Genomic DNA, 24,402 nt, shown 5'->3' with positions numbered 1-24,402 from the left:
AATCAAATAAAATCAATAGAGGGCGAATATACAAGAAATTCAAACCTATGAAATCACACCTGACCCCACCAATTCATCATTGATGTACCAAGCCACAAACTGACCTTCGGTAATGGCGGATTGTTTTTCTTCAAAATCTACGTAAAGTCCAGTTTCCGTTTTGTACAAAGTGGCCTTTTGCAGGGGTTGCCGGTACCGTATCCTCGCCATGACTTCCATGGTCCCATCTTCCTCCAAGGTCAAATCTGGGCGTACCCAATGCAATTCGTCCTCTTTTACAAACAAGGTATGACGGTACAATCCAGGATGGGTTTTCCCCTGCCCGGTGTAAATAATGTTCTTGTCCACATCGGTCTCAATCACAAACAAAGGTTCCTTGGTACCTCCCACATTTAAACCTTTTCGTTGTCCGATGGTAAAATAATGGGCGCCTTGATGTTCTCCCACTACCTTTCCATCAGTTTGGGCATATATGGGCTTTTCTGCATTAAATGCCAGCTCTTCTTGCTTGTTTTGAAAGCTTGGGGCCGTTACCGAAAACTGTGAGGCCGTATGGGGGACCTCAACGATTACCCCTTTTTTGGGTTTGAGTTTTTGTTGTAGAAATTCGGGCAGATGCACCTTGCCCACAAAGCAAAGGCCTTGGGAATCTTTTTTATCTGCCGTGATCAAATCGTTCTCATTGGCAATTTTTCGCACCTCGGGCTTGGTCAGTTCCCCAATGGGAAACAGGGTTTTGGAAAGTTGTTCCTGCGAAAGTTGACACAAAAAATAGGACTGGTCCTTGTTTGCGTCCTTCCCTGCCAATAATTGGTAAGTTTCGGTACCATCCGCATTTTTTAGAGTGCCCTTTCTGCAATAATGGCCCGTGGCCACATAGTCGGCACCCAACTGTAGTGCGATTTTCAGGAAGACATCAAACTTTATCTCGCGATTGCACAGCACATCAGGATTGGGAGTTCTTCCCTTTTCGTATTCACTGAACATATAATCCACAATACGCTCCTTGTACTCTGCACTCAAATCTACCGTTTGAAATGGAATCCCCAACTTTTCAGCAACAATGAGTGCATCATTGCTATCCTCTACCCATGGGCATTCCTCAGATAGGATTACGGAATCATCGACCCAATTCTTCATAAAAAGGCCAATAACCTCATAGCCTTGCTCTTTTAAGAGATAGGCCGAGACACTTGAATCCACTCCGCCGGAAAGTCCGATAACCACCTTTTTCATAGCATGATAATAAGATGCAAAATTACAAAATAACAGGCATTTAAACTACTGTAGGGTACGTTCACAAAATCCGAACAACAGTTTTCAAGCTAAAATCAAAATTCATTTTGTTAAACTTTTTATAAATATTGTTAAACGGAATTGATTTATTTTGTTTAACTTTATATTCGTAATGTTAAACACTTTTAAACAACAATCCCATGACAGCACTAATTAAACGCATTCGATTACCCTTAATGATTCTTACCTTATTGTTCGTATCCTGTTCGGACGATGATAATGGAATGACCCCTCCTGAAGAAACCACAACAACCATTGTGGAAGCCGCACAAGCCACCGCAGAACTGAGCAGCTTGGTAAGTGCCCTACAAAAAGCCGATGAAAGCGCCAACAATGACTTGGTTAGTGCTTTGAGTGGTGAAGGGCCTTTCACGGTCTTTGCACCTACCAATGCTGCTTTTTCAGATTTGCTGGCCCAACTGGACGGCTTTGATTCCTTGGATGACTTTAGCTCAGAGCAGCTCCAAGACTTATTGGCTGTGATTCTTACTTATCATGTAGTAAGTGGAACCGCAGCAATGTCCACCGACCTGAGCAATGGACAGACCATTACCACGCTTCAAGGGTCTACCTTGACCGTAAGCACCGATGGAGGTGTGTTCATCTCCGATGCCACCAGCACAGCTGCCCAAGTGACTACTGCAGATGTGGAGACTTCCAATGGAGTGGTACATATTATAGATAAGGTATTACTGCCTCAAGCCATCTTGGATGAATTGGCGGACATTATTTTGGTTCCCATCACGGATTTGGCCATAGGCAATGAAAATCTTGAAAATCTTGTGGCTGCCCTTATGGCGGCAGATGGTGATTTGCCCAATGCGCTTAGGGGAGACGGTCCTTTTACCGTACTCGCCCCAACCGATGAGGCCTTTGAAACTTTCTTGGATGGCGCTTCATTGGAAGATGTCCCTGTGGAAGTACTTACCCAGATATTATTGAACCACGTTATTGAGGGTACTTTGTACAGTACAGACCTCACAGGTCTTGGTTCTGGATACACCACCACCTTGGCAAGAGGAGCCCAAGATGCCAATATCAGTATTTTCTTTGACACATCGGATGGTGTAACCTTTAATGGGGTATCCTCCGTGGTCACTCCAGATGTGAAAGCCTTGAACGGAGTGGTTCATGTAGTGGATGCCGTTATTGATCTACCCAATATTGTAGACCATGCCGTGGCCAATCCAAACCTTACTTCTCTTGTGGCCGCCCTAACGGATGGTGGAAACACCACCTTTACGGATTTGCTGTCCGACGAAGAAGAAGAATTTACCGTTTTTGCACCGGTCAATGATGCTTTTGCAGCATTTACCAATCCCAACTCCAACGATTTGAACGCTATTCTTTCCAATCACGTGATTGTGGGAGCTTCGGCCTTCTCTTCCGGATTGACCAACTCCTATGTGAACACCGCTGCAGAATTTGATACGGATGAAAATTTAAGCTTGTACATCAATACGGATGATGGGGTGACCTTAAATGGAGTGAGTAATGTTGCTATCGCCGACATTGTGGCCACCAACGGGGTAATCCATGCCGTGGATGCGGTAATCGACCTTCCAACTGTGGTGACTTTTGCCGTGGCAGACCCTAATTTCTCTACTTTGGTACAGGCACTGACCGAGCTTACTCCCAGTACGGATTTTGTGAGTGTTCTCTCGGCACAAGATGGAGCTGGAGATGACCCCTTCACCGTATTTGCCCCAACCAATGATGCTTTTGCCGCACTACCAGCGATTCCGGCCGAAGCGGATTTGATTCCAATTCTACAGCACCACGTTGTTGCAGGCGCTAATGTACGTTCCGGGGATTTAACCGATGGTATCATGGCCACAACTCTGGAGGGTGATGCCATTACCATCAACCTGCCTGGAACAGGAGACAATATAGCCGATGTGACCGATGGTTCAGGAAATATGGGCATAGGTATTGATGCCGTTGACGTACAGGCCATCAATGGTGTGATCCATGTCTTGGACGGCGTACTTGTCCCAGATACGAGCAACTAATATTCAAGCAGGCTGGTTACTACGAAAAAGCTCCCAAGGAACTGTTCTTGGGAGCTTTTTATCGATACATATATACCGTTCATCGATGACACATCAAAAGGGATTCTTTTACCATACAAAACCCCCGTTTTTACAACTATTTATTTTTTTCCCGATAGCAATGCCGCATCTTTGAAGTCCCAAATCTTTCCAAACTACACCTACAAGTGGAAACTCCCCCAAAGTTTTTGAGGGAGTTTTTTTTTGACTTTCTCCAAAGCTCCAAAACTAATCTTGGCGCTCCTCTTCCAGAACATCGATTACTTCATAGCCATCTTCAATGGCCTTATAAACAGCCTCGTTAAGTTCATAGGCCGATACCCCATCAAAATCTATTTCCCGGGCATCTTCGGGTAATTCTTCCAAAACGGCACCAATGGGAGGTTGCGTCACCTCATATTCATCCTCGACCTTGCGGTAATAGACCCCATCCGCATAACTGTATGCCATACCTCTCACGGTAAGGGCCACAGCGGTTGCGGGCAACAACCGTAAGCGAAATCCACGAGGTGGAAAAGCCCTTACATACACTCCTTTTCGCTGGATGTAGTACATGCCCCGAACGGGATAATAGGTAACTTTTCTAAATACAATGGGGCGAGTGTTGGCGGGCAAACGTCTCAAAGTCCTTCGCACCACCCTGCGGTTATGCCTACGAATCTTTCGTTTGATGACACGCCTTTCCTGAGGGGTTCTTCGAACCTGGGCCTCTGCATATTCCACAGAACCCAAGGAGAACAATGCCAAGAAGAACAGAGCTACTCGAAAATATTTCATATGTACTAAAGTTTATGGTTAGATGTCTTTATGACTACCCTAAACCCAAAAGGTTTAATGGAGCATCCCATAAACTTCAATACGGATATCTATCGCTTTCCTGCCTTTTTCTGCTCTTCGGCCTGTTCCATCATTTCACGCATCTTGCGTTGGAACTTGTTTTCCTTTTTGGGCTTCTTTTTGTTTTCCTGAATCTGCGCATGGATCTTGTCCTCGTCCAAGATGTAGTTCTTAATGGCCAACATGATAAAGATGGTGATCAGGTTGGAAATAAAGTAATACAAACTCAAACCACTGGCGTAGTTGTTGAAGAAAATCAACATGATCAGTGGAGACAGATACATAATGAACTTCATGTTGGGCATACCGGGCTGCTGCTGCATCTGCATGCTCTGTCCCGTGGTCATCATCATATAGAAGAAGATGGCAATCGAGGCCAAAATCGGGAACAGACTCACATGGTTTCCATAAAAACTGGATATGACCGGAATATTCGTGGTCCATTCAAAAATGGAATCATAGGACGATAAATCCTCTGCCCATAGGAAAGATTTTTGCCTCAAGGTAAATGAGGTCGGGAAAAACATGAACAACGCATAGAAAATAGGCAACTGCAGCAACGCTGGAATACAGCCGCTCATAGGGCTGACCCCTGCCTTGTTGTACAGCTTCATGGTCTCTTGCTGCTTTTTCATGGCATTATCCTTGTACTTCTCGTTGATCTCCGTGATCTCTGGTTTCAAAACCTTCATCTTGGCCTGAGAGAGGTAGGACTTATAGGTAACGGGCGATAGAGCCAAACGCACCAAAATGGTCATTACGATTATCGCGATTCCAAACGGAAGGAACGAGCTTAAAAAGTCATAGAAAGGTGTAAAGACATATCGGTTGATCCATCCAAAAATTCCCCATCCAAAGGGTATGGAATCCACAAGTCCCAACTCTTTATAATCATCCAGCACCTTTACATCCGTTGGACCATAATACCAATACATGTTCTGTGAAAGCTCACCACCCTGCAACTCCAAAGGAGCCTTGGTACTGTATGCCTTGGTGAACATTACGTCCTTGCCCTCTTCCTCCACTAAGTTTTTGGAGCTGAGTTCCGCGGTCTTAAAATGGTCCTTTGTCGCTAAAATGGAGCTGAAAAAGTGCTGACGGTAGGAAAGCCACTTGATATCTTCCTCGGTCTCTTCATCCAAGTCACTGCTCTCGGAAAGTTTACTGATCTTACCATCTTCATGGTTGTACGTCAAACGGGTGTAACGGTTCTCGTATTTAACACTCTTATTGTGCCGAATCCCCTTCATGTCCCAATCCAAGGTAACCGGTTTACTGCTGTTGATTACCCCGTTCAACCCTTGGGAACGGATGGTGAAATCCACCAAATAATCATTGGGCTTTATTTCATACCGATATTCCAAAAAGCGGTTCTCGGCAACCTTGGCCTTCATGGAAAGCACCTGATTGTCCCCACTTTTGGAAAGGGAAGGTTCAAAATACAGGTCTGCCGTGTTGAGCACCCTATTGTCATTGGCCGAAAAGTTAAGCGCAAAACTGGCATTGCCATCCTTTACCAGATAAACGGGAACGGAGTCATATGTGACAAAGTTCTTCATTCTGGCCTCCACGATTTGTCCCCCTTTATTGGATACCTCCAAGTAAAGCACTTCATTCTCCAGCTTGGTGGTCCCTTCGGCAGCTTGGGTAAATCCAAACGCCCCAACAGAGCCCTTGTAATTGGCCACTGCGGTGGAATCGTTCAAATCCAAGGTCTGGGCTTGCTGTACAGGGGTTGTGGTGGTTTCGGCCTCTTCGGCTTGTTTTGCCGCAGCTTCAATCTGTTCTTGCTCTGCTTTCTGCGCTTCCAGCTCTTCTGGGGTAGGCTGATTTTGGTAAAACATAAAAATCAATATCCCAAAAATCAATACAAATCCAATTATGGAATTGATATCCAGCTTCTTTTCTTCCATGAAAATTATTTAGTAGAAATCTTCTTTATCGGTATTCAGCTCGCAAATATATGCCCAAAACCGCAGTTTATGCCAAACTGGCATTCTTTTGTTTCTGTTTCTGTTCCAGTACGGCCTTTACAAATCCTACGAACAAGGGATGTGGGCTGGCCACCGTACTCTTGTACTCTGGGTGGTACTGCACACCAATAAACCATGGATGCGAAGGTATTTCCACAACCTCCACCAAACCGGTCTTGGGGTTGAACCCGGTGGGTACCAATCCGGCTTCTTCCATTTGCTGTTTGTAAGCGTTGTTAAACTCGTAACGGTGACGGTGGCGTTCCGCTATATCCGAGGTACCATACACCTCATGTACTTGGCTCCCTTCGGTAAGATGGCAATCCCAGGCACCCAAACGCATGGTCCCGCCCATATCGGTCACGGATTTCTGTTCTTCCATCAAACTGATGACAGGATAGGCGGTTTCCTTGTCCATTTCGGTGGAGTTGGCGCCTTTCATATCCAAAACGTTGCGGGCAAACTCGATCACGGCCATCTGCATGCCTAGACAGATGCCCAAAAAGGGCATATCGTTCTCACGGGCATACCGCACGGCCATCACTTTCCCCTCAATACCACGTTCCCCAAATCCGGGTGCCACCAAAAGACCATCCAGTCCCATCAGTTTTTTGTCGATGTTCTTGGCGGTAAGGTGTTCCGAATGAATGGAACGTACCTCAACCTGCACTTCATTGGCCGCTCCGGCATGGATGAATGCCTCTTGAATGGACTTATAGGAATCCGGAAGCTCCACATATTTTCCGATCAACCCGATGACCACTTTGTGTTTCGGGTTTTTGTGTCGATTCAAGAACTCTTTCCACTGGTCCAGATTGGGCTGGGTATCATTGGGCAATGCCAATTTTTCCAAAGCCACGGTATCCAGACCTTCTTCCTGCATCAACAAGGGCACATCGTATATGGTACTGGCATCTATGGACTGTACCACGGCCTCTTTCCTCACATTACAGAAGAGGGCCAGTTTTTCTTTGATGTCCTCGGAAATATTGTGCTCGGTACGGCAGACCAAGATATCGGCCTTAATACCACTTTCCATCAAGGTTTTTACGGAGTGCTGCGTGGGCTTGGTCTTCAACTCACCAGCAGCCGACAAGAATGGCACCAAGGTAAGGTGTACCACAATACCGTTGTGCTCACCCAGTTCCCAAAGCAACTGACGCACGGCTTCGATATAAGGTAGGGACTCAATATCCCCCACGGTACCTCCAATTTCGGTGATGACGATATCATAATCGCCACTTTTACCCAAAATCTGGATACGCTCTTTGATTTCATTGGTAATATGGGGTACCACTTGAACGGTCTTCCCCAAAAACTCCCCTCTTCGCTCCTTCTCGATCACACTTTGGTAGATACGCCCCGTGGTAACATTATTGGCCTGGGAAGTGCGTACGTTCAAAAAACGCTCGTAGTGCCCCAAGTCCAAGTCGGTCTCTGCACCATCATCGGTCACATAACACTCGCCATGCTCGTAAGGATTCAGGGTCCCTGGATCTACGTTGATATAGGGATCTAATTTTTGAATGGTGGTCCGGTAACCCCTGGCCTGTAGCAATTTGGCCAAGGATGCGGCGATGATTCCTTTACCCAAGGATGAAGTTACGCCTCCCGTAACGAAAATGTACTTGGTCTGTGACATATTAATCTTTCTATTACGGGGCGTAAAGGTACAAATTGCAGCGCAGAAATCAGGAGGATTCCTTCGGAAATTCTTTTTGAAGTTTTCTGATAAGCGGTTCCAGGTTGTTGTCCTTGATTGTCAGCATGGTGTTCAGGTAGTTGCCCAGTTTCCCTTCGGGAAAGCCTTTTTGCCTGAACCACACCAAATAAGGCAGTGGCAAGTCCACCAAATACCGTCCCTTAAACTTACCAAAGGGCATTCTGTAATGGGCCATTTCCAACAGCTGTTCTCTATCCGGTCGCATTTCCATTTGTAGGGGCAATGTACTATCTTTCCCGGAACAATCACTCCGAAAACATGAAGCGAAGAAATTTTATTGCCACGGCGGCCGCTGGTTCAGCGGGTTTGGCATCGGTTTCCGGCCTTGCGCACGACCAAACGCCACAGAAAGAATTCAAACTGAAGAACAACATCAACCATAGTGTGTGCCACTGGTGTTTTTCCGATATTCCCTTGGAGGATTTTCTAAAGACCTTGAACAGTTTGGGCGTAAAAGCCGTTGACCTGATCGGTCCCAAGGATTGGCCCTTATTGAAAAAATACGACATCCACTGCTCCATGTGCAACGGGGCCGAGATAAGTCTTACCGAAGGGTGGAACGACCCCAAATACCACGAACAGCTCATTAAAAATTATACGGAGATGATCCCCAAGGTGGCCGAGGCCGGTTACACCAACCTCATCTGCTTTAGTGGCAACCGCAGGGGCATGAACGATTATGTGGGGCTGCAAAACTGTGTGGACGGACTGTCACAGATCATCCCCTTGGCCGAAGAGCACGGGGTGGTCATCCAGATGGAGCTGTTCAACCAAGTGGACCATAAGGATTATATGTGCGACAACTCCCTTTGGGGCGTGGAACTCTGCAAGCATTTGGGCAGCGACAACTTTAAGTTGTTGTTCGATATTTACCATATGCAGATCCAAGAAGGCGATATTATCCGAAGCATACGCAACTACCATCCCTATTTTGGGCACTACCATACCGCAGGGGTTCCCGGTCGTAATGAGATCGATGAGACCCAAGAGCTCTACTACCCCGCCATTATCAAGGCCATCCATGAAACCGGGTTTACAGGCTATGTGGCCCAAGAGTTCATCACCACTTGGGAGGACAAGATCGCCGCCTTGAAGGATGGGTTTTTGCGATGTGATATTTAGCAATACCAATTCATCGATACATGGAACTCAAACCTAAAATTGGGATAGACAATTTAAAATTTGGAATGACCCAAAAGGAAGTCATTGAAATTTTGGGCAACCCTGATCGGATTTTTCATTTGGATGACCATGGAGACAGTGAAACGATTTTTGAATGGCATGAAAAATTGCTTCGCTTAACTTTTTATAAAGACGAAAATGACCGCCTTGGATATATCCGAACAATGCACCCTGAACTAAATTATAAGGGCAATCCGATCATACGGGCAAAATCTGAACTTGTCATGGAACAGGGTTTCCCCGAAGTACAGGAATGGGAAAAAGACGAGTTTGAATTTCTGACCATGTACTTCAACGAAGCGTATTGGCTAAGCCTAAATTGTGAGTATGGTGTAGTTCTGGATGTGGAAATGGGAGTTCCATTTAAAGATGATGAAACCTATGATTGGCCATGAGCCTTGTAAACGTTCAACACTATCCATAAAAGCTTCTTTGTGGAAATGCCGCAAAAAAGTCGCAAACAGACCATCTGGTTTTTAAGCATGCGGACATACTTTTGACCTGAACTTCAAAAATTTAAAAATGGATGATCTAGGCCAGAGTATCTGCGTGCTCAGAAAATCAAAAGGATTGACCCAAGAAAAACTGGCAGACAGTGCCCAAATTAATCTACGGACGCTACAAAGGATAGAAAAAGGGCATACCAATCCCCATGGTGAAACCCTCAAAAGAATTGCGGACGCTCTAGAAGTTCCGATGGATGAGCTTATGGAACATGGGCCCAAAAGCAATATGGGATATATAAAGGCGATGCATTTTTCCACCTTGGCCTTTGTTGTACTGCCTCTGGGAAACATTATTCTCCCCTTGATTTTATGGTTGATGCGTAAGAACAACGTCAAACACATTGATTTTTATGCCAAAAACCTATTGAATTTTCAGATCACTTGGACCATAGTGTTTGCGCTCCCCTATGTTTGGTTCATCATAAACCGGTTTTTCGACTTTTCCATTTCAACCAGCAACACCTATCTTAGCCCTTGGACCGTATTGATCACTTATGTCCTTAGCCTCTATATGTTGAATATCATTTATGTATTGGTCGTGGCGATTACCCTAAAGGACAGGATGAAAAACCATTTCCCGATTGCATTGCAATTTATCCGATAGCACCTCTCTCTGATTCTAAGATTTCCGCAACACCCTAACCACACCCTTGAGGGCCGAAGCCACTTCCTGCAGTTCCCTTCGGGAAAAGGTGTCTTCTTCCACATAAAACAACATTTCCACCGCAAGATCTAACTGTTGGGCCAAAGCTTCGGGAGTACCATAGGCATCCTCTATAAAATCGGACAGTTGGATTATTGGATTGTTGGATGGCATATTTGTTCATATTGATTTGTTTCTGCAAGTTCTCGAATTGTTTTCAAAACAGTAGCCCTATCTATCGTACCAAACATGAACTTGGTATTTAATGATCCAAATCTTTCTCTATCTTTAAACCTCACGGATTGAAAAACTTCAGAACTAATCACAAACCAACCTTTGTCCACACCTTATGAAAAAAATATTATTTGTTTCAATACTACTTCTGACTTCATACCTGACCCAAGCACAATTCATCAAAGAAAAATCAATAAATGCCCAAATAGGATATGGAATCAGTGTACCATATAACAGTGTTGGAAATGTAGCGGATGGTGGTTTTTTCCTTCAAGGTGAACTCATATTGAAAGCAGCTTCTTGGGTGGAATTGAGACCCTATGCCGGTGTCATATTTACGAACTCAAACGGAAAGGACTTGAATAACAATCCAACCAGTGAAAAAGCAGAGTCCAAAGCCTTTAATCTTGGAGGAAAAGCAAGAGTTCGGGCACCAATTCCTTGGGTGGCTCCCTATTTAGAAGGAGGAATTGGGGTTTCCCTTGGAAAATTTGAAACATCCACCGTTTTTAAATATATCAGTAAAAGTGGGATTATTTACCATATACCTTTCTCCCTCGGATTGGAATTGGGTAGGAATAATAATGTTGATCTTGGATTGACCTATTTTTATCAGCCCACTGTTGAGCAGTATTCGGGCGCGTTTGCCGTTGGATTGACATTTCCATTGAATTGATATAGAAAGACATTGCATATCTGCCTTGACCTATGATAAAATTCTTTAGAAAAGAATTAACCGTAAAGGCGATTTTACCATAATAAGTAACCCATTCTATATAATACGCAAAGACATTCACAAAATGAATTTGCTACCTTTAAATTTTCAAACCCATCCAACACCATGAGGTCTAAACCAGTATTTATGTTACCCCTTCTCCTTATCTCCTTCCTTATTGGATGTAAGGACACCCCAAAAGAACAAGCAGAAACCACCAAGGCCCGGCCCAACATCCTGTTCATCATGAGCGATGACCATGCCTACCAAGCCATCAGCGCCTATGACACCACCTTGATACAGACCCCCAACATAGACCGTTTGGCCAAGGAAGGGATGTTGTTCACCAATGCCTCGGTCACCAACTCCATCTGTGCCCCTTCGCGGGCCACCATTTTAACTGGGAAGCATACCCATATCAATGGCAAAATAGACAACATCTCCCCTTTTGATACTACCCAAGTCACTTTTCCACAACTATTGCAAAAGGCGGGGTACCAAACGGCCATGTTCGGCAAGTTGCATTTTGGCAACAGTCCCAAGGGTTTTGATGAGTTTATGATCGTGCCCGGGCAGGGACGCTACATGAACCCGGACTTTATCACGCCCAAGGGTGATACCATCCAAAAAATAGGTTATGCCTCGGACATTATCACCGATATGACCTTGGAGTGGCTGAACCAAAAACGGGACCCTGAAAAGCCATTTTTGATGATGTACCTGCACAAGGCACCGCACCGCCCATGGTGGCCCAAAGCGGACAAGTTCAAGGCCTATCTGGAAAAGGAAATCCTGGAACCTGCCTCCCTTTTTGATGATTATTCAGGTAGGGGCACCGCGGCCCGTACCGCCGAGATGAACATTTTTAAGCACATGCTCCTCAGCTACGACTGCAAGGTCTATCCCGAGCTTGCCGATGAGCTGGGCATGAACACCGACCCTAGGAACGGACCGCTTTTTAGTCGTGGGGAAGTGGCACGCCTCACTGAGGAACAACAAGCAGAATACCTCCCCATTTTGGATGCCATTGCCGAAGATTTCAAGGCCAAGTGGCCAAACATGGACGATACCGAAAAGACCCGCTGGAAATACCAACGCTATATGCAGGATTATCTGGCCACCATCGCCTCCGTGGATGATAATGTGGGTCGGGTGCTGGACTATTTGGATGAAACCGATTTGGCCGAGAATACCTTGGTGGTCTATACCTCGGACCAAGGGTTTTACCTAGGTGAGCATGGTTGGTTCGATAAGCGGTTTATGTACCAAGAATCCTTTGGAACGCCCTTGTTGATTCGTTGGCCCAACACCATAAAACCGGGAATCACCAGTGATGAAATGGTACAGAACCTTGACTTTGCCCAAACCTTCTTGGAAGCTGCCGGGGCCGCTATCCCGGATGATATGCAAGGCGAAAGCCTAATGCCCATCTTGACCGGGAATTTGGAACAGTGGGATAGGGAAAATGTGTATTACCATTATTACGAATATCCTGCCGAGCATGCCGTAAAAAGGCATTATGGTATGGCCAATAAACAATATAAGTTGATTCATTTCTATCATGATGTGGACGAATGGGAGCTGTACGACCTTGACAAAGACCCGCATGAAATGCAAAATGTGTACGATGACCCGGCCTATGCCGAAATTCGGGAGGAATTGAAAGAAGAGTTAAAGGCCCTGCGGGTGAAGTACAAGGATTCCGAGGAACTGGACCAGAAGTTTATCGATAAATACAAGAAATAAAACCAAACGTTTGCTCGTCAGTTCGAGTGATTTTTGACGTGCAACGAAAAAATCGTATCGAGAATTGGAAACAAGTTCTCGATACATTTTCCTTCGGAAAATACTCGAACCCTCGTTGGGAAATTATTCCACTGCCTGAAGTTCCTTGGCGATTTTGGCGTTCCACTCCAATTGCTTTTCAACGTTTCGGGAAAAGTTGGTCTCCCAATCGTAGGCTTCCTGAAACTCTTTGAGTTCCTGTAAAATCTCTTGGTAGATTTTCCTAACCTCAGCCTTTACATTATCGGAAAAGGAAGTGCGATCCAATCGGTTGCGCATCTTGCGGGCAAAGAGCTCGGCAATATCAAAATGCAACTGTTCATGGCTTAATATGGTATCGTTGGCCAGCTCATGCTTATACCAAGATTCGTTGGGATAGAAATAGGCGGTTACTTCATAATCCAGTTCCACCTCATGGTGCATCAAATTGGCAGAGTAGGTATAACTAATGCCACTGGCCGTTGTGGCCGCAGGAACGGCTGCCGGGGGTACTTTCCCCTTAAAATCGGCCCAAACAAGGCGTTTACTGGCATCCCAAGGGACACCCTCCTCAATTTCCTGTGCAAAACCCAAAAAACCAAGGAGCAACAAACATCCTATGGCTGTTATTTTACCCAATGAAAATCGATTACACGTTCAATATCGGGATGCAGACTGTAATGTACAGGACATGTATTGGCGGTATGTACCAAAATTTTCCGATGTTTTTCCGAAACATGGGCAGGCAGCTCCAATTTCACCTCAATCTTTGAAATGCGCCTTGGATTGGCGGCCATATGCTTGGTCACCTCAGCCGTGGAACCTGTTAAATCCACCTCCATATCCCTAGCCTTGATGCCCATCATGGTCATCATACAATTGGCCAATCCCGTGGCTACGGTATCTGTGGGTGAAAAGGCCTCTCCCTTCCCATTATTGTCTATGGGAGCATCTGTAATATATTCACTTCCGGACCTGATGTGCGTACAAGTGGTCCGAAGATTTCCATTATAGGTTACTTTTGAGGTCATCCAACTTTACTTCTTTGATTTGTAGATTATTGTACTCCATGATATAACAGGCCCTGTTGAAATATCCGGAGGACCAATCATTGATATAATCAAAACTGTTCCCTGTATATTCCGTTTGGCCTATGATCTTGGAGGTTTCAAAAAGATTGTTCTTGTGCGCCAGTTTCAACAATACGTCATAGGTCACATCAAACCCACGGACCGCATAGCGATCGGGACGTAAACCATTATAGCGTTTCTGATAGGCCTTGGTAAAGAAATCGTTCCCTGCCTCCCTATAAAATGAAGGGTAGGTAAACCTTAAATTGGACAAATGGGTGTTGGACACTGCATCGTCCTCATAAGCATTGTTGTTATAGCTGGTGGTGAACATACGCACCTTAACGTCTTCCGTAATGGCCGAGTTAAGGATGGAGGTCACACTGGAAATCATATTGGGTTGGTCGGTTTCCAAGAACACCCAGTTTTCCTTGGTTTCAGATAATTTTAATAGAAACCTATCTAAATGCAAGGATTTATTGTCGATGATTTTTGCAATCTGTGCTGCTGGAAACTTGCTCAAAATAGAATCATGGGCTACCTGATGTTCTGCATCCGCGATAATGATGACATTTTCGTTGTTATGGATTTTCTTCATGTAGGAAAGCATCTTCTCTCGAAGTATTGCCTCCCTAGGCACTGAAAAGAACACATTACTATGGCTCAGCTCACTGTCTGAAGCTACTGGGGCGATCACCGGTATATTCTTGGCAGCGGCCACAACGGCAACTTCGTTCAGGGCACCAGAGGCCACTGGACCTATAATGGCATTTACGCCCTGTAGGTTTTCCCTAAAAAGGATTTCCTTTACCTTGGCTTGGCTCAGTTCGGTGTCATAGGTTTTCACATCCACGGAAATCCCCAACTTTTTAATGGAATCCAAGGCAACCAAGGCTCCCGTATAAAATCCATAGCTCAGGGCCATATCCCGTCTGGTCTTAATCTGACTTTCAGTTTTTTCCCTATTGTTCACATCAACCCGGTCCAATCGAAACGGCAACATAAAGACCAATTTGGGCTTGTTTTCAATGTTGATGCTGTCCAACAGGTTCACCTTATCCAATACCAGTGCATTTTTTACTTGGAGTCCAGCTGCTTTTTCCTTTGGAAGCTTAAGCACCATCCCGGCCTTTAGACCGTTCTCCAAATCTGGGTTCAAACGGAAAAGTTCCTCACGGGAAATCTTTAGGTTTTGGGTCAGTCTGAAAATATTTTGCTTGGGTTTTACCTCATAAAAAATGAAGTTATCCGTGTTCACCTCCCCAGAAGTATCCCGTTTTTTGGGAAGTCGGATGACCATTCCTTCTTTCAAGCCACCTTGCGCCATGATCTCTGGGTTCAACTTGACTATGGAATCCGAGGGAACTCCATACTCCCTGCCTAAACTGTACAAGGTCATTTTTGGTGGTACGGTATAGGATGTGAATAGTTCCACTTGTTGTTCCTTGAGGCTGTCCCCTTTGGGGCGGGGCAACTTTAATTCTTGCCCGGCAGCCAAATAATTGGACGTCTTGCTCAAATCGGGATTAAGGACCAATAAACTGTCCACAGTGATTCCGTATTTGTGGGCAATGCTCCATCGGGTCTCTTTGGGCTGAACGGTATAGGTCTCAAAATCCAATTCGCGTTCATCTTCCGGGTCCACTTCTGGAAACTCAGGAATCTGCAACACCATTCCTTTTTTTAAGGGCTCGGAATACAGCTCACGATTGTAGCGTTTCAACTGTTCCTCTGTGATCTCGTATTTCTGTGTGAGTCCAAAAAGGGTTTCTTTCCTTCGTACCCGGTGGCGGGTAAACCCTATGGGTTTAATTTCTTCCTGTTCCTCTTCCTTGGGTTTTTCTTTTTGAACAATAGGGCCCTTCAATGGTATCACCAAAATCGTATTCGGTTTTACATCGGAAGCACTCTTGATCTCCTTGTTGGCCTGTAAAATGCTATAGGGCGTAACCCTATATTGCTGGGAGATACTCTGTAAGGTCTCTCCTTCTTTTACGGCGTGTGTGGCATATTCTTGCGCGAAAGCTTGGAAAGAGGCCATAAAAATGACCGCCAAGCCCAATTGTAAGATATATTTTTTCATTCCCATTCTATAGTTGCAGGTGGCTTAGAGCTAATGTCATACACTACTCTATTAACGCCCTTGACCTTATTTATTATATCATTTGAGGTCTTTTGTAAAAATTCATAGGGTAAATTCACCCAATCTGCCGTCATTCCGTCCGTACTTTCCACCGCTCGTAAGGCCACACATTTTTCATAGGTACGCTCATCTCCCATGACCCCTACACTATCTACGGGCAAAAGCATGGCTCCGGCCTGCCAGACCTTATCATAAAGTCCCCATTTTTTGAGTCCATCAATAAAAATGGCATCCACTTCTTGTAGAATGGCCACTTTTTCGGCGGTAATGTCCCCCAAGATACGGATTCCCAATCCAGGGCCGGGGAAAGGGTGTCTCCCCAAAATAAAATCTTCCATTCCCATGCTCGCCCCCACTCTTCTTACCTCATCCTTGAACAACATCTTTAAGGGCTCCACAATCTTCAACTTCATGTAATCCGGCAGCCCCCCAACGTTATGGTGACTTTTTATGACCGCGGAGGGTCCACCACTGGCCGAAACAGATTCAATCCGATCGGGATAAATGGTCCCTTGGGCCAACCATTTTGCGTTTTCCACTTTGTGGGATTCATCATCAAAGACCTCAATAAAGACCCTTCCGATGATCTTTCGTTTCTTCTCTGGGTCCGATTCTCCTTTCAACGCCTCCAAAAAACGTGCCGAAGCATCCACTCCCTTCACATTGAGTCCCATGTGCTCGTATTGGTCCAACACACTTTCAAACTCATTTTTGCGCAACAATCCGTTGTTCACAAAAATGCAATGGAGGTGGCTACCAATGGCCTTGTGCAACAACATGGCCGCTACGCTGGAATCCACACCCCCAGAAAGTCCAAGGATTACCTTTTCGTCACCAATTTCTTTTTTTAGCTCTGCAACAGTGGTTTCTACAAAGGCATCGGGGGTCCAATCTTGTTTTAATCCTGCGATGTTCACCAAAAAGTTTTCCAACAGTTTGGCCCCATCAGTGGTATGGTATACCTCAGGATGGAATTGGATTCCGTAGGTGGTCTCCCCTTCAATTTTATAGGCGGCATTCTCCACATCATGGGTACTGGCCAATCGGATAGCCCCATCAGGGAGTTCCTTAATGGTATCACTATGGCTCATCCACACTTGGCTTCCTTCTCCCAGACCTTCCAAAAAGTCTTCCCCTTGCTTTACAAACGAAAGATTGGCCCTGCCATACTCCCGTGTAGCGGAAGGTGCCACATTTCCCCCATTGAAATGGGACAGGTATTGGGCCCCATAACAGATGCCCAACAATGGTTTCTTGCCCTTGATCTCTGATAAATCAGGGTGTGGGGCATTCTCTGCCCTCACGGATGATGGAGATCCCGATAGGATAACGGCCTTGTATCCCGATAAATCCTCGGGAAGCTTGTTATAGGGTTTTATTTCTGAGTAAATGTTGAGTTCCCTAACGCGTCTTGCGATCAATTGTGTGTACTGGGAACCAAAGTCTAGGATGAGTACGTTGTTATGCATGGGCAAAAATAGCAATTTGGTTTTTCTGGAAAAGGATCTTTTAAGGGATATTTATGACAACTTTTCAAAAGTTATGCAGAGCGAATCCTTTGTTACAGGTTTTCAGGAAAGTGGAGACCTACTTTTAAAATACAAACCTATTGTACCTCAAAAAATGAGTATCTTTTGAACTGAACATAACGTTTTGTAGTTTTTTTCTTAACACTTTTAGTCATTTCTTTGCGTTTGCAAAATAACCAAACCATGATCAAAGGATTCATTTTCGATTTGGATGGCGTGATCACCGACACTGCCGAGCTACATTTTGAAGCTTGGAAAAAACTAGCCGATGAAATGGGCTGGGAGTTTGATCGCGATGTCAATGATAAGCTTCGCGGAATATCGCGAATGGATTCCATCAAAGTCATTATGGACCATAACAAGGTTTCATTGGACGAGAAAACCATCATTGGCCTGGCCACCAAAAAAAACGACCTCTATGTAGCGAGTCTGGATCATATGACCCCTGAGGATTATTTGCCGGGGGCCAGGGAGCTATTGACACATCTGCGGACAGAAGGCTTTAGCGTTGCCTTGGGGAGTGCCAGCAAAAATGCCCTAAAAGTTTTACAGCAATTGAATGCCATGCCTTATTTTGATGTGATCGGTGATGGCAACAGTGTATCCAAAAGCAAACCTGAGCCTGATATTTTCCTTTATGCCGCCGAAAAACTACGGCTTCCCCCCAACAACTGCATCGTGGTAGAGGATGCCGAAAAAGGTGTTGATGCCGCTAAAACAGGAGGGTTCCATAGCGTAGGCATTGGACCAAAGGACCGTGTGGGCCATGCAGACCTCAGATTTGACACCATGAAGGAAGCAACCTTGTTTGAGATAAAGTCACACTTTGCAGACTTGTTCTGACCGTACAAAAGTATTGAAAAGCAAAAAGCCCCGGGAACCACTCCGGGGCTTTTCAATAAAATCAAAACCAACCTAAACATATGAGTTAACCAACTCATGTATTTAAATTCTTCATAGCAATTTTCAATAGTAAAACAACTACAAAGAAAAATACCCTACCCTCTTTTTGATTTTTTTACTAATTTCTAGATTCCCTCTGGGAACCACTAGTATTTCAAAATTGAAAATGCTCCAGAAAATGGATCAAGAGAATCCAAAAGGCTTGGTATGAGACCTTCACCTAGTTCCAGATATAGTTCAGAAAAATTAAGCTGCCGCTCCTGTAGGGACTTATTCGGAAACAACTCATTTTGAATATCGGTCATGCGTATGACCTGATCTTTCAGTTTTCGCTTTTGTGCCTTTAGAAGTCTTTTTTCCAAAGCGTCCAAGCCTTTTTTCTGCTTGACCTCCTGGGCCTTTACAGCTCCCAAGAAACTTTTATCGGTTTCGGCTGCCAACTGGTACAGGTGTTGGAACTGTTCTTCCAAGAGCTTTTTCTGTGGGGAAAAATCAATATCAATATTGGAGATTTCCCTGATCTTTTTGTTGATGAACGTATTCTGTTTTAGAAAAAGGTGGGCCACTTTCAGATCCAACCTTTTAATCTTCTCTGCTTGCTTTTCTGTGATGACCAAGGCCGAGTTGCGAAGCAACAACATGGGAAAAGTGATATCCATGGCATTAAAGTAAGATTTCAATTCCAGCCAGTAGGCCAATTCCCCTCCACCACCAATGTAGGTAAGGTTGGGCAGTATTACTTCTTGGTACAAAGGTCTTGCGATCACATTGGGGGAAAACCGTTCGGGGTGTGCGTGTAGCTCCTCAAGCAGTTCCTCTTCTGAAAACTTTAAGTCGGTGTTCAGCACTTGGTACGTGCCCCCTTCTTCCACGATTCGCTCGCGGAGTCCCTCCTTAAGATAAAAATAGTTGATTTCACGCGGATTCACCTGTACCTTATATGCTGTGGAAACTTGTTCCAAGGCCCCGATTGATTCGGCTACCTTTTGGAAGGGAATCTGCTCAAAAATATCTTTTTCCGCATAGGGAACCAGTAACCTCTTCAGGGCAACATCATCCCCATCAATAATCACCAAACCGTATTCCCCGAAAAGTTCGTTCACCAAATAGCGGGTAGCCTCCGTTAAATTGGAATGCTCCAGATACGCCTGTTTGAAAAGCGTTTTCAAGGTTTCCGCATTTCCTGTTTTTCCCAATTCGGCTGATAAGGTTTCAAAGACCACATCCAAGCCCTTGGTGTCCAACATACCCACGGCCCCGGATGCGGAGCGGTTCCATTGCACCTTTTTTCCGTTCAGGTTGAAATAATTGATCTCATCAAAATCATGGTCCTCGGTGGCCATCCAATACACCGGAACAAATTGATGATCGGGATATGTCCGACCCAATTCCTTGGTCAGATTAATGGTAGATACAATTTTGTGCAAAAAGTACAAAGGTCCCGTAAACAGGTTCAACTGATGCCCTGTCACCACGGTAAACGTATTTTTCGCTTCCAAAGCGGTCAGATTGGCATTGGTATGTTCAGAAATTGTGATGCCCTTATACTGCTTGCGCAAGGATTGCACCAAGGTTGCCCTATGGGCAAAAGCATAATTGGCTTCCTTTTCCTTGATCTGTTCCGCAAAATTTTCAGGTAGGGGAAATCGGTTATAGAATGGCTGCAAGTCTTTCCGTTGGTCCAAATAATCACAAATGAGCTTGGAGAAATAACCGGTTTCCTTAAAGGGTATACAATCTACTTCCATTAAAACTGAAATGAGGTGATCAAAGATAGCCCTCTTCTTTTTTTCTCATCCTAAAAATACGTTAATTACATTTTTTGCCCCTTCAAATCCCCAGGGCAACAAAAAAATATGACTGCCAATCAATTTATTGTTAGATTTGATTACGACTAATTGACCCTTACATGACAAGATTTTTATTTTCCCTCACTGTACTATTCACTTTTTCCGTAACGGCCCAACAACTAAAATCCCCTTCGGAATTCTTGGGGTATGAACTGGGCACGGAATTTACCCGTCACCACGAAGTGGTGGATTACTACCAATATCTGGCCAATGAGGCACCGGACCGGGTAAAGCTCACCGTTTATGGCCAAACCAATGAGCGAAGGCCGTTATTATTGGTCTATGTTTCATCGGCCCAGAATATGGCCGATCTGGAAAACATCAGACAAGAACATTTAAAGAGTACCCAAGGTTCGGGCAGCAATTCCAAGGCGATTGTTTGGTTGAGCTACAATGTACACGGTAATGAAAGTGTGAGCACGGAAGCTTCCATGAAGACCATTTATGAACTTTTGACCGTCAAAAGTGCTTATCTGGAAAATACCGTGGTGATCATGGACCCATGTATCAACCCAGATGGTCGTGATCGATACAGCAATTGGTACAATCAATATAAGAACACACCGCACCAGGTAGACCCCAATAGCAAGGAACACCATGAAGGTTGGTGGAATGGGAGAAGCAACCACTATATGTTCGATTTGAACCGTGATTGGGCTTGGTTGACGCAGGTTGAAAGTCAGCAGCGCATTAAAGTCTATAACGATTGGCTGCCCCACGTTCATGTGGATTTTCACGAACAGGGAGTGGACAACCCCTATTATTTTGCCCCGGCGGCAGAACCTTATCATGAAGTGATCACCGACTTTCAACGGAATTTTCAAACCATTTTGGGGCGAAACCATGCCAAATATTTTGATGCCAATGGTTGGTTTTATTTCACCAAGGAGGTTTTCGACCTTTTTTATCCAAGTTACGGCGACACCTATCCCACCTACAATGGCGCCATTGGCATGACCTATGAACAAGGAGGCAGTGGCCGTGCCGGACTGGGCATTATTACCCGGATCGGGGACACCCTGACCCTGAAAGACCGTATTGCCCATCACTTTACCACTGGGCTTTCCACCGTGGAGGTTTCTTCGCAAAATGCCGAAAAACTGAACTCCGAGTTTCAAAAGTTCTATCAAAATCAGAATTTCAAATACAAAAGTTACGTCCTCAATGGAAACAAGGACAAAATCGATGCCTTGAAAACGTTGCTGGACAAGCACAAGATTGCATATGGCCGTCCTTCCAACAGTTCGGTCAAAGGTTTTGACTACAATACCGGAAGCAATGGAAGTATGTCTACCTCAGGGAACAGTTTGGTAGTTTCAACCAATCAAACCAAGGGTACCTTGGTCAAAGTATTGTTTGAACCCAACGCCAAACTCAGCGATTCGCTTACCTATGATATTACTGCATGGTCCCTACCCTATGCTTACGGATTGGATGCCATCGCCTCCACTTCCTTGGTCAACACCACTCCCGCCAACCAAGCCCAAGATGCTGTGGTAAGCTCATCCATTGGAAAACCCAATGACCAGGCCTATGCCTATCTTTTTGATTGGAACAGCATGAAGGATGCCCGTTTTTTGGCCGAGCTTTTGACCCAAGGCATCCGTGTCAGGAAAGCAGATCATCCTTTTACCATGGAAGGAAAATCCTATGACCGCGGCACTTTGATTGTCACCAAAGGGGACAATGAGCACCAACCTGATTTTTACACTTCCTTATTGGATGTGGCCTACAAACATCAAATGGACTTTACCCCAGCACATACGGGTTTTGTGGACTCGGGCAAGGATTTTGGTTCGGGATATGTTACCATGATCTCCAAACCAAAGGTCGCCATTTTGTCCGGAGGGCCCACCTCTACCCTTCGCTTTGGGGAAATCTGGCATTTCTTTGAACAACAGTTACACTATCCTCTAACGGTAATTGATGACTCCTATGCCCAAACGGTGGATTTGGACGAGTACCATATTTTGATCTTGCCCGGTGGACGGTACAACGATCATTTTGATGGAAAACAGCTCAAAAAGCTTCGGGATTGGGTTAGAAAAGGAGGGAAACTCATTGCCATGGGGGGTTCCATTGACGCTATTGACGGAGAGGATGGATTCGGAATTGTAAAAAAAGAAGTTGAGGGCGATTCCACAGGAAATAGACCCAGCCCCCATAAGAATATGGAAAGGGAACGGATCAAAACGGCTATCACAGGAGCCATTTTCAAGACCAAGGTAGACAACACCCATCCTTTGGCCTATGGGTATGGCAATGACTATTTTACCTTAAAATTGGGCAATTCGGGTTATAACTATCTAAAAAATGGCAATGCCGTTTACATTGACCGATCTACCAAACCGTTTTCGGGATTCGCAGGAAGCAAAGCCCAGGAAAGTATAGGCGAATCTTTGGTATATGGTGTGGAAAATTTTGGCAGGGGCCAGGTCGTATACATGGTGGACAATCCTCTTTTTAGAGGGTTTTGGGAAAACGGAAAGTTGTTCTTCGCCAACGCCCTTTTTATGGTGGACTAAGCTGCTTTTTACCTGATTATCAAACTAAAAAGTCTATTATTTTAAGATTTTCCACCATTAGTGGAATTTCAAAATTTTGTACCTTTAAAAGTAAATCTTTAGGTAAATAGGTATGGCTTCCCAACACTTCACAAATGTTCTTTCCAAAGGAAAAATCATCATATCAGGAATGGTTTTACTATGGGCCTGCGTGTTATTGACTCCTTCAAAAGCACTGGCTTTTCAGGATGACCCTTCAGTCGATTTCAATCAGTATCAAGGCGAAGTGGTCGATGAATCCACCAACAGGCCTTTGGTATTTGCCACACTTTCCGTGGAGGGCACCAACATCAGTACCATTACCAATACGGAGGGAAACTTTCTGCTCAAGGTCCCCAAAGACATCACCAACGCCAATGTCATCGTATCTTTTTTGGGGTACAAGAGCAAGACCCTACCGCTTCCCACCCTTGAACCTGAAAAGAACAAGATTTCATTGCTGATTTCGATCACCGAGCTTTCCGAAATCAACATCAATGCACCCAAGGACGCTACCGCCCTGGTCAAGGAAACTTTGGCCAGAAAAGACGAAAACTATTTTGACGACCCCACATTGATGACCGCATTTTACAGGGAGACCATACGCAAACGCCGAAAAAATGTATCCCTTTCCGAAGCTGTTGTCAGTATCTATAAGTCGCCTTACAACTCCTTTCGCAAAGATGCCGTTGAACTCTACAAGGCTCGAAAAAGCACGGATTACAGTAAACTGGACACCGTGGCGTTAAAACTTCAGGGAGGGCCGTACAATGCCCTTTATGTGGATATCATGAAATATCCGGAATTTCTTTTTGACGATGGCTCTGTTTCAAATTATAAATTTTCATTTGACCGGTCCACCAGAATCAACGACCGTCTGATCTATGTTATCAAATTCGACCAACGGGAAACCGTTTTGGACCCTTTGTACTACGGGGAACTTTTTATTGATGTGGAAAACAAAACCCTGACCAGCGCCACCTATTCCCTGAATATTACGGATAGGGATTTGGCCTCCCAGCTTTTTGTCCGAAGAAAACCCGTAGGTGTGGATGTCTGGCCCACCGAAGTATCTTACCGGGTTGATTATCGTGAAAAAAACGGGAAATGGTATTATGGATACAGCAGTGTTATGCTAGAGTTTAAAGTAGATTGGGAAGACCGTCTGTTCAATTCCGTGTACAGCATGACCGCCGAAATGGCCGTTACCGACTGGGAACCCAATATTACCGGGAAATTGCCCAAAAATCGCGAACGCATCAGAAAATCCATAATTCTGAGCGATGAGGCCATTGGTTTTTCCGACCCTGACTTTTGGGGCGAATACAACATTATAGAACCTGAAAGATCCATTGAATCGGCCATCAAGAAAATCCAAAGACAGCTTCGTCGCATAGAGCGCCGGGGCAAATAGTTGGTAAAATCATACTTTCAGTTTAT

Annotated in this window: 20 protein-coding genes; 9 read left to right on the top strand and 11 right to left on the bottom strand. The window is 44.9% G+C overall.

Going from position 1 to position 24,402, the window contains the following annotated elements; genetic code table 11:
• Window positions 1-45 precede the first annotated feature (45 nt).
• Window positions 46-1,236 (bottom strand): tRNA 2-thiouridine(34) synthase MnmA, encoded by a 1,191-nt coding sequence (gene mnmA, locus ACPD8L_RS00165; RefSeq protein WP_423941068.1) that lies wholly within the window; start codon window positions 1,234-1,236, stop codon window positions 46-48.
• Between the two features lie 200 nt (window positions 1,237-1,436).
• On the opposite strand from mnmA, the gene ACPD8L_RS00160 reads away from it, so the two are divergent.
• Complete coding sequence (locus ACPD8L_RS00160) at window positions 1,437-3,308, top strand: fasciclin domain-containing protein (protein ID WP_423941066.1); 1,872 nt, start codon at window positions 1,437-1,439, stop codon at window positions 3,306-3,308.
• A 267-nt stretch (window positions 3,309-3,575) separates the two neighbouring features.
• On the opposite strand, the gene ACPD8L_RS00155 is transcribed toward ACPD8L_RS00160, so the two are convergent.
• From ACPD8L_RS00155 to ACPD8L_RS00140, 4 genes are all read right to left on the bottom strand, one after another.
• Window positions 3,576-4,124, bottom strand: a complete 549-nt coding sequence (locus ACPD8L_RS00155) for a DUF6515 family protein (RefSeq protein WP_423941063.1) — start codon at window positions 4,122-4,124, stop codon at window positions 3,576-3,578.
• A gap of 89 nt (window positions 4,125-4,213) precedes the next feature.
• Window positions 4,214-6,097, bottom strand: coding sequence for a membrane protein insertase YidC (gene yidC, locus ACPD8L_RS00150; RefSeq protein WP_423941060.1), 1,884 nt, complete (start codon window positions 6,095-6,097; stop codon window positions 4,214-4,216).
• Window positions 6,098-6,164: 67 nt separating this feature from the next.
• Window positions 6,165-7,799 carry a CTP synthase gene (locus tag ACPD8L_RS00145; protein ID WP_423941057.1) on the bottom strand — a complete coding sequence of 545 codons (1,635 nt, stop codon included), beginning with the start codon at window positions 7,797-7,799 and terminating at the stop codon, window positions 6,165-6,167.
• Window positions 7,800-7,848: 49 nt separating this feature from the next.
• A complete protein-coding gene (locus ACPD8L_RS00140) occupies window positions 7,849-8,091 on the bottom strand; it encodes a DUF3820 family protein (protein WP_152131413.1) in 243 nt (80 codons plus the stop codon).
• 47 nt (window positions 8,092-8,138) lie between these two features.
• Between ACPD8L_RS00140 and ACPD8L_RS00135 the strand changes: the two genes are divergently transcribed.
• The 3 genes from ACPD8L_RS00135 (at window position 8,139) to ACPD8L_RS00125 (ending at window position 10,172) form a co-directional block, all read left to right on the top strand.
• Entirely contained in the window at window positions 8,139-9,002 is an 864-nt protein-coding gene (locus tag ACPD8L_RS00135) for a hydroxypyruvate isomerase family protein (RefSeq protein ID WP_423941054.1), read from the top strand.
• A 20-nt stretch (window positions 9,003-9,022) separates the two neighbouring features.
• Complete coding sequence (locus ACPD8L_RS00130) at window positions 9,023-9,457, top strand: hypothetical protein (RefSeq protein WP_293299584.1); 435 nt, start codon at window positions 9,023-9,025, stop codon at window positions 9,455-9,457.
• A gap of 127 nt (window positions 9,458-9,584) precedes the next feature.
• Window positions 9,585-10,172, top strand: coding sequence for a magnetosome magnetite crystal formation protein family (locus ACPD8L_RS00125; protein ID WP_423941051.1), 588 nt, complete (start codon window positions 9,585-9,587; stop codon window positions 10,170-10,172).
• Between the two features lie 15 nt (window positions 10,173-10,187).
• Here the strand turns inward: ACPD8L_RS00125 and ACPD8L_RS00120 are convergent, their stop codons facing one another.
• Complete coding sequence (locus tag ACPD8L_RS00120; protein ID WP_423941049.1) at window positions 10,188-10,385, bottom strand: hypothetical protein; 198 nt, start codon at window positions 10,383-10,385, stop codon at window positions 10,188-10,190.
• Window positions 10,386-10,560: 175 nt separating this feature from the next.
• Here ACPD8L_RS00120 and ACPD8L_RS00115 point away from each other — a divergent pair, with 175 nt between their 5' ends.
• Window positions 10,561-11,121, top strand: a complete 561-nt coding sequence (locus ACPD8L_RS00115) for a hypothetical protein (protein ID WP_421808998.1) — start codon at window positions 10,561-10,563, stop codon at window positions 11,119-11,121.
• Between the two features lie 186 nt (window positions 11,122-11,307).
• The gene (locus tag ACPD8L_RS00110) at window positions 11,308-12,906 is read left to right on the top strand and encodes a sulfatase family protein (RefSeq protein WP_423941047.1); all 1,599 of its coding nucleotides are present in this window, start codon (window positions 11,308-11,310) and stop codon (window positions 12,904-12,906) included.
• 123 nt (window positions 12,907-13,029) lie between these two features.
• On the opposite strand, the gene ACPD8L_RS00105 is transcribed toward ACPD8L_RS00110, so the two are convergent.
• The 4 genes from ACPD8L_RS00105 to guaA are packed head-to-tail and all read right to left on the bottom strand — an operon-like array spanning window position 13,030 to window position 17,606.
• Window positions 13,030-13,563, bottom strand: coding sequence for a DUF922 domain-containing protein (locus ACPD8L_RS00105; RefSeq protein WP_116219298.1), 534 nt, complete (start codon window positions 13,561-13,563; stop codon window positions 13,030-13,032).
• Window positions 13,551-13,955, bottom strand: coding sequence for an OsmC family protein (locus tag ACPD8L_RS00100; RefSeq protein WP_116219299.1), 405 nt, complete (start codon window positions 13,953-13,955; stop codon window positions 13,551-13,553). Before ACPD8L_RS00100 ends, ACPD8L_RS00105 begins: the two co-directional genes overlap by 13 nt.
• Window positions 13,933-16,077, bottom strand: coding sequence for a LysM peptidoglycan-binding domain-containing protein (locus ACPD8L_RS00095; RefSeq protein ID WP_423941044.1), 2,145 nt, complete (start codon window positions 16,075-16,077; stop codon window positions 13,933-13,935). The genes ACPD8L_RS00100 and ACPD8L_RS00095 overlap by 23 nt, the downstream gene beginning before the upstream one ends.
• Window positions 16,074-17,606 (bottom strand): glutamine-hydrolyzing GMP synthase, encoded by a 1,533-nt coding sequence (guaA, locus tag ACPD8L_RS00090; RefSeq protein ID WP_421808993.1) that lies wholly within the window; start codon window positions 17,604-17,606, stop codon window positions 16,074-16,076. The genes ACPD8L_RS00095 and guaA overlap by 4 nt, the downstream gene beginning before the upstream one ends.
• Before the next feature lie 243 nt (window positions 17,607-17,849).
• Between guaA and pgmB the strand changes: the two genes are divergently transcribed.
• The gene (gene pgmB, locus ACPD8L_RS00085; protein ID WP_293299568.1) at window positions 17,850-18,509 is read left to right on the top strand and encodes a beta-phosphoglucomutase; all 660 of its coding nucleotides are present in this window, start codon (window positions 17,850-17,852) and stop codon (window positions 18,507-18,509) included.
• Window positions 18,510-18,715: 206 nt separating this feature from the next.
• On the opposite strand, the gene bshC is transcribed toward pgmB, so the two are convergent.
• On the bottom strand, window positions 18,716-20,317 hold the full coding sequence (gene bshC, locus ACPD8L_RS00080) for a bacillithiol biosynthesis cysteine-adding enzyme BshC (protein ID WP_421808992.1): 1,602 nt from the start codon (window positions 20,315-20,317) through the stop codon (window positions 18,716-18,718).
• A gap of 161 nt (window positions 20,318-20,478) precedes the next feature.
• Between bshC and ACPD8L_RS00075 the strand changes: the two genes are divergently transcribed.
• Both ACPD8L_RS00075 and ACPD8L_RS00070 read left to right on the top strand, forming a co-directional pair.
• A complete protein-coding gene (locus tag ACPD8L_RS00075) occupies window positions 20,479-22,944 on the top strand; it encodes a M14 family metallopeptidase (RefSeq protein ID WP_423941041.1) in 2,466 nt (821 codons plus the stop codon).
• A gap of 169 nt (window positions 22,945-23,113) precedes the next feature.
• Window positions 23,114-24,376: a carboxypeptidase-like regulatory domain-containing protein gene (locus ACPD8L_RS00070; RefSeq protein WP_423941039.1), complete on the top strand. Its 1,263-nt coding sequence runs from the start codon at window positions 23,114-23,116 to the stop codon at window positions 24,374-24,376.
• The last annotated feature ends 26 nt before the right edge of the window (window positions 24,377-24,402 follow it).

It is taken from the genome of Flagellimonas algicida (assembly GCF_049629585.1).
In the GTDB taxonomy this organism is placed as follows: Bacteria; Bacteroidota; Bacteroidia; order Flavobacteriales; family Flavobacteriaceae; genus Flagellimonas.
Note: the sequence above shows the minus strand (reverse complement) of the source record. Positions and strands in the feature narration are given on the sequence as shown.

Bases quoted from the DNA above. Each gene is read 5' to 3' on its own strand.
- mnmA (WP_423941068.1), bottom strand. From the start codon at position 1,236: ATGAAAAAGGTGGTTATCGGACTTTCCGGCGGAGTGGATTCAAGTGTC.
- ACPD8L_RS00160 (WP_423941066.1), top strand. From the start codon at position 1,437: ATGACAGCACTAATTAAACGCATTCGATTACCCTTAATGATTCTTACC.
- ACPD8L_RS00155 (WP_423941063.1), bottom strand. From the start codon at position 4,124: ATGAAATATTTTCGAGTAGCTCTGTTCTTCTTGGCATTGTTCTCCTTG.
- yidC (WP_423941060.1), bottom strand. From the start codon at position 6,097: ATGGAAGAAAAGAAGCTGGATATCAATTCCATAATTGGATTTGTATTG.
- ACPD8L_RS00145 (WP_423941057.1), bottom strand. From the start codon at position 7,799: ATGTCACAGACCAAGTACATTTTCGTTACGGGAGGCGTAACTTCATCC.
- ACPD8L_RS00140 (WP_152131413.1), bottom strand. From the start codon at position 8,091: ATGGAAATGCGACCGGATAGAGAACAGCTGTTGGAAATGGCCCATTAC.
- ACPD8L_RS00135 (WP_423941054.1), top strand. From the start codon at position 8,139: ATGAAGCGAAGAAATTTTATTGCCACGGCGGCCGCTGGTTCAGCGGGT.
- ACPD8L_RS00130 (WP_293299584.1), top strand. From the start codon at position 9,023: ATGGAACTCAAACCTAAAATTGGGATAGACAATTTAAAATTTGGAATG.
- ACPD8L_RS00125 (WP_423941051.1), top strand. From the start codon at position 9,585: ATGGATGATCTAGGCCAGAGTATCTGCGTGCTCAGAAAATCAAAAGGA.
- ACPD8L_RS00120 (WP_423941049.1), bottom strand. From the start codon at position 10,385: ATGCCATCCAACAATCCAATAATCCAACTGTCCGATTTTATAGAGGAT.
- ACPD8L_RS00115 (WP_421808998.1), top strand. From the start codon at position 10,561: ATGAAAAAAATATTATTTGTTTCAATACTACTTCTGACTTCATACCTG.
- ACPD8L_RS00110 (WP_423941047.1), top strand. From the start codon at position 11,308: ATGTTACCCCTTCTCCTTATCTCCTTCCTTATTGGATGTAAGGACACC.
- ACPD8L_RS00100 (WP_116219299.1), bottom strand. From the start codon at position 13,955: ATGACCTCAAAAGTAACCTATAATGGAAATCTTCGGACCACTTGTACG.
- ACPD8L_RS00095 (WP_423941044.1), bottom strand. From the start codon at position 16,077: ATGAAAAAATATATCTTACAATTGGGCTTGGCGGTCATTTTTATGGCC.
- guaA (WP_421808993.1), bottom strand. From the start codon at position 17,606: ATGCATAACAACGTACTCATCCTAGACTTTGGTTCCCAGTACACACAA.
- pgmB (WP_293299568.1), top strand. From the start codon at position 17,850: ATGATCAAAGGATTCATTTTCGATTTGGATGGCGTGATCACCGACACT.
- bshC (WP_421808992.1), bottom strand. From the start codon at position 20,317: ATGGAAGTAGATTGTATACCCTTTAAGGAAACCGGTTATTTCTCCAAG.
- ACPD8L_RS00075 (WP_423941041.1), top strand. From the start codon at position 20,479: ATGACAAGATTTTTATTTTCCCTCACTGTACTATTCACTTTTTCCGTA.
- ACPD8L_RS00070 (WP_423941039.1), top strand. From the start codon at position 23,114: ATGGTTTTACTATGGGCCTGCGTGTTATTGACTCCTTCAAAAGCACTG.